4 protein-coding genes are annotated in these 3,345 nt (G+C 65.3%); all 4 read left to right on the top strand.

Going from position 1 to position 3,345, the window contains the following annotated elements:
- Positions 1-61: 61 nt before the first annotated feature.
- A complete protein-coding gene (gene rpsL / locus UW392_RS53730; protein ID WP_003948652.1) occupies positions 62-433 on the top strand; it encodes a 30S ribosomal protein S12 in 372 nt (123 codons plus the stop codon).
- Between the two features lie 2 nt (positions 434-435).
- Entirely contained in the window at positions 436-906 is a 471-nt protein-coding gene (gene rpsG, locus UW392_RS53735) for a 30S ribosomal protein S7 (protein ID WP_003974303.1), read from the top strand.
- Positions 907-945: 39 nt separating this feature from the next.
- The gene (fusA, locus tag UW392_RS53740) at positions 946-3,072 is read left to right on the top strand and encodes an elongation factor G (RefSeq protein ID WP_320782770.1); all 2,127 of its coding nucleotides are present in this window, start codon (positions 946-948) and stop codon (positions 3,070-3,072) included.
- Positions 3,073-3,208: 136 nt separating this feature from the next.
- Positions 3,209-3,345, top strand: a 137-nt coding sequence (locus tag UW392_RS53745) for a GTP-binding protein (protein ID WP_320782771.1), incomplete at its 3' end; no start/stop codon positions are given.

The following is a 3,345-nucleotide window of genomic DNA, read 5'->3' on the forward strand; positions in this document are numbered from 1 at the left end:
GCGTGGGTCGGCGACGTTCCAGGTTAGCTTCACCATTCGGCACACAGAAACCGGAGAAGTAGTGCCTACGATCCAGCAGCTGGTCCGGAAGGGCCGGCAGGACAAGGTCGAGAAGAACAAGACGCCCGCACTCGAGGGTTCTCCTCAGCGTCGGGGCGTCTGCACGCGTGTGTTCACGACCACCCCGAAGAAGCCGAACTCGGCCCTGCGCAAGGTCGCGCGTGTGCGTCTGACCAGCGGGATCGAAGTCACCGCTTACATTCCGGGTGAGGGACACAACCTGCAGGAGCACTCCATCGTGCTCGTGCGTGGTGGCCGTGTGAAGGACCTGCCGGGTGTTCGCTACAAGATCATCCGCGGTTCCCTCGACACCCAGGGTGTCAAGAACCGCAAGCAGGCCCGCAGCCGCTACGGCGCCAAGAAGGAGAAGTAAGAATGCCTCGTAAGGGCCCCGCCCCGAAGCGCCCGGTCATCATCGACCCGGTCTACGGTTCTCCTCTGGTGACCTCCCTGATCAACAAGGTGCTGCTGAACGGCAAGCGCTCCACCGCCGAGCGCATCGTCTACGGTGCCATGGAGGGTCTGCGCGAGAAGACCGGCAACGACCCGGTCATCACCCTCAAGCGCGCTCTCGAGAACATCAAGCCGACCCTCGAGGTCAAGTCCCGCCGTGTCGGTGGCGCCACCTACCAGGTGCCGATCGAGGTCAAGCCCGGTCGCGCCAACACCCTCGCGCTGCGCTGGCTCGTCGGTTACTCCCGCGCCCGTCGCGAGAAGACCATGACCGAGCGTCTGCTCAACGAGCTCCTCGACGCCTCCAACGGCCTCGGCGCCGCTGTGAAGAAGCGCGAGGACACCCACAAGATGGCCGAGTCCAACAAGGCCTTCGCGCACTACCGCTGGTAGTCGCAACCCACATCGAGACCGAGAGAAGACTGAAGCCTCATGGCTACCACTTCACTTGACCTGGCCAAGGTCCGCAACATCGGGATCATGGCCCACATCGACGCGGGCAAGACGACCACCACCGAGCGGATCCTGTTCTACACCGGCGTCTCGTACAAGATCGGTGAGGTCCACGACGGCGCTGCCACCATGGACTGGATGGAGCAGGAGCAGGAGCGTGGCATCACGATCACCTCTGCTGCGACCACCTGTCACTGGCCGCTCGAGGACAACGACTACACCATCAACATCATCGACACCCCGGGTCACGTCGACTTCACCGTCGAGGTGGAGCGCTCCCTGCGCGTGCTCGACGGTGCTGTCACGGTGTTCGACGGTGTCGCCGGTGTCGAGCCGCAGTCCGAGACGGTGTGGCGTCAGGCCGACCGTTACGGCGTGCCGCGTATCTGCTTCGTGAACAAGCTGGACCGTACCGGCGCCGAGTTCCACCGCTGCGTGGACATGATCTCGGACCGCCTGGGCGCCCAGCCGCTCGTCATGCAGCTGCCGATCGGTGCCGAGGCCGACTTCAAGGGCGTCGTGGACCTGGTCCGCATGAAGGCGCTCGTGTGGTCCGCCGAGGCGGCGAAGGGCGAGATGTACGACACCGTCGACATCCCGGCCACGCACACCGAGGCCGCCGAGGAGTGGCGCGGCAAGCTGCTCGAGGCCGTCGCGGAGAACGACGAAGAGATCATGGAGCTGTACCTGGAGGGCGAGGAGCCCACCGAGGAGCAGCTGTACGCCGCGATCCGTCGTATCACCATCGCGTCCGGCAAGTCCGAGGGCACCACGGTCACCCCGGTGTTCTGCGGCACCGCGTTCAAGAACAAGGGCGTCCAGCCCCTGCTCGACGCGGTCGTGCGCTACCTGCCGACCCCGCTCGACGTCGAGGCCATCGAGGGCCACGACGTCAAGGACCCCGAGGTCGTCGTCAAGCGCAAGCCGTCCGAGGACGAGCCGCTCTCCGCGCTCGCCTTCAAGATCATGAGCGACCCGCACCTCGGCAAGCTCACCTTCGTCCGGGTCTACTCGGGCCGCCTGGAGTCCGGCACCGCCGTGCTGAACTCCGTCAAGGGCAAGAAGGAGCGCATCGGCAAGATCTACCGCATGCACGCCAACAAGCGTGAGGAGATCGAGTCGGTGGGCGCCGGCGACATCGTCGCCGTCATGGGCCTGAAGCAGACCACCACCGGTGAGACGCTGTCCGACGACAAGAACCCGGTGATCCTGGAGTCCATGGACTTCCCGGCGCCGGTGATCCAGGTCGCCATCGAGCCCAAGTCCAAGGGTGACCAGGAGAAGCTGGGTGTCGCCATCCAGCGTCTCGCGGAGGAGGACCCCTCCTTCCAGGTTCACTCGGACGAGGAGACCGGCCAGACCATCATCGGTGGTATGGGCGAGCTGCACCTCGAGGTGCTGGTCGACCGTATGCGCCGTGAGTTCAAGGTCGAGGCCAACGTCGGCAAGCCGCAGGTCGCCTACCGCGAGACGATCCGCAAGGCCGTCGAGCGCGTCGACTACACGCACAAGAAGCAGACTGGTGGTACCGGCCAGTTCGCCAAGGTGCAGATCGCGATCGAGCCGATCGAGGGCGGCGACGCCTCGTACGAGTTCGTGAACAAGGTCACCGGTGGCCGTATCCCGAAGGAGTACATCCCTTCGGTGGACGCCGGTGCGCAGGAGGCCATGCAGTTCGGCATCCTCGCCGGGTACGAGATGACGGGCGTCCGCGTCACGCTTCTCGACGGTGCCTACCACGAGGTCGACTCCTCCGAGCTGGCGTTCAAGATCGCCGGTTCGCAGGCCTTCAAGGAGGCCGCGCGCAAGGCCAGCCCCGTGCTCCTCGAGCCGATGATGGCCGTCGAGGTCACCACGCCCGAGGACTACATGGGCGAGGTCATCGGTGACATCAACTCCCGCCGTGGCCAGATCCAGGCCATGGAGGAGCGCGCCGGCGCCCGCGTCGTGAAGGGCCTGGTCCCGCTGTCGGAGATGTTCGGCTACGTCGGCGACCTCCGCAGCAAGACGTCGGGTCGCGCGAGCTACTCGATGCAGTTCGACTCCTACGCCGAGGTTCCGCGGAACGTCGCCGAGGAGATCATCGCGAAGGCCAAGGGCGAGTAACGCACCGCGTTTGACGCTTTAGGCTTGACACCGACCGCCGGGACTCGATCCCAGGTCCCGGCGGGCGGCATCCCAGCAAAGATCACCCTGGCGCCGATGAGTAAGGCGTACCAGAACCACTCCACAGGAGGACCCAGTGGCGAAGGCGAAGTTCGAGCGGACTAAGCCGCACGTCAACATCGGCACCATCGGTCACATCGACCACGGTAAGACGACCCTCACGGCCGCCATTACCAAGGTGCTGCACGACGCGTACCCGGACCTGAACGAGGC

It is taken from the genome of Streptomyces sp. CRN 30 (assembly GCF_034105845.1).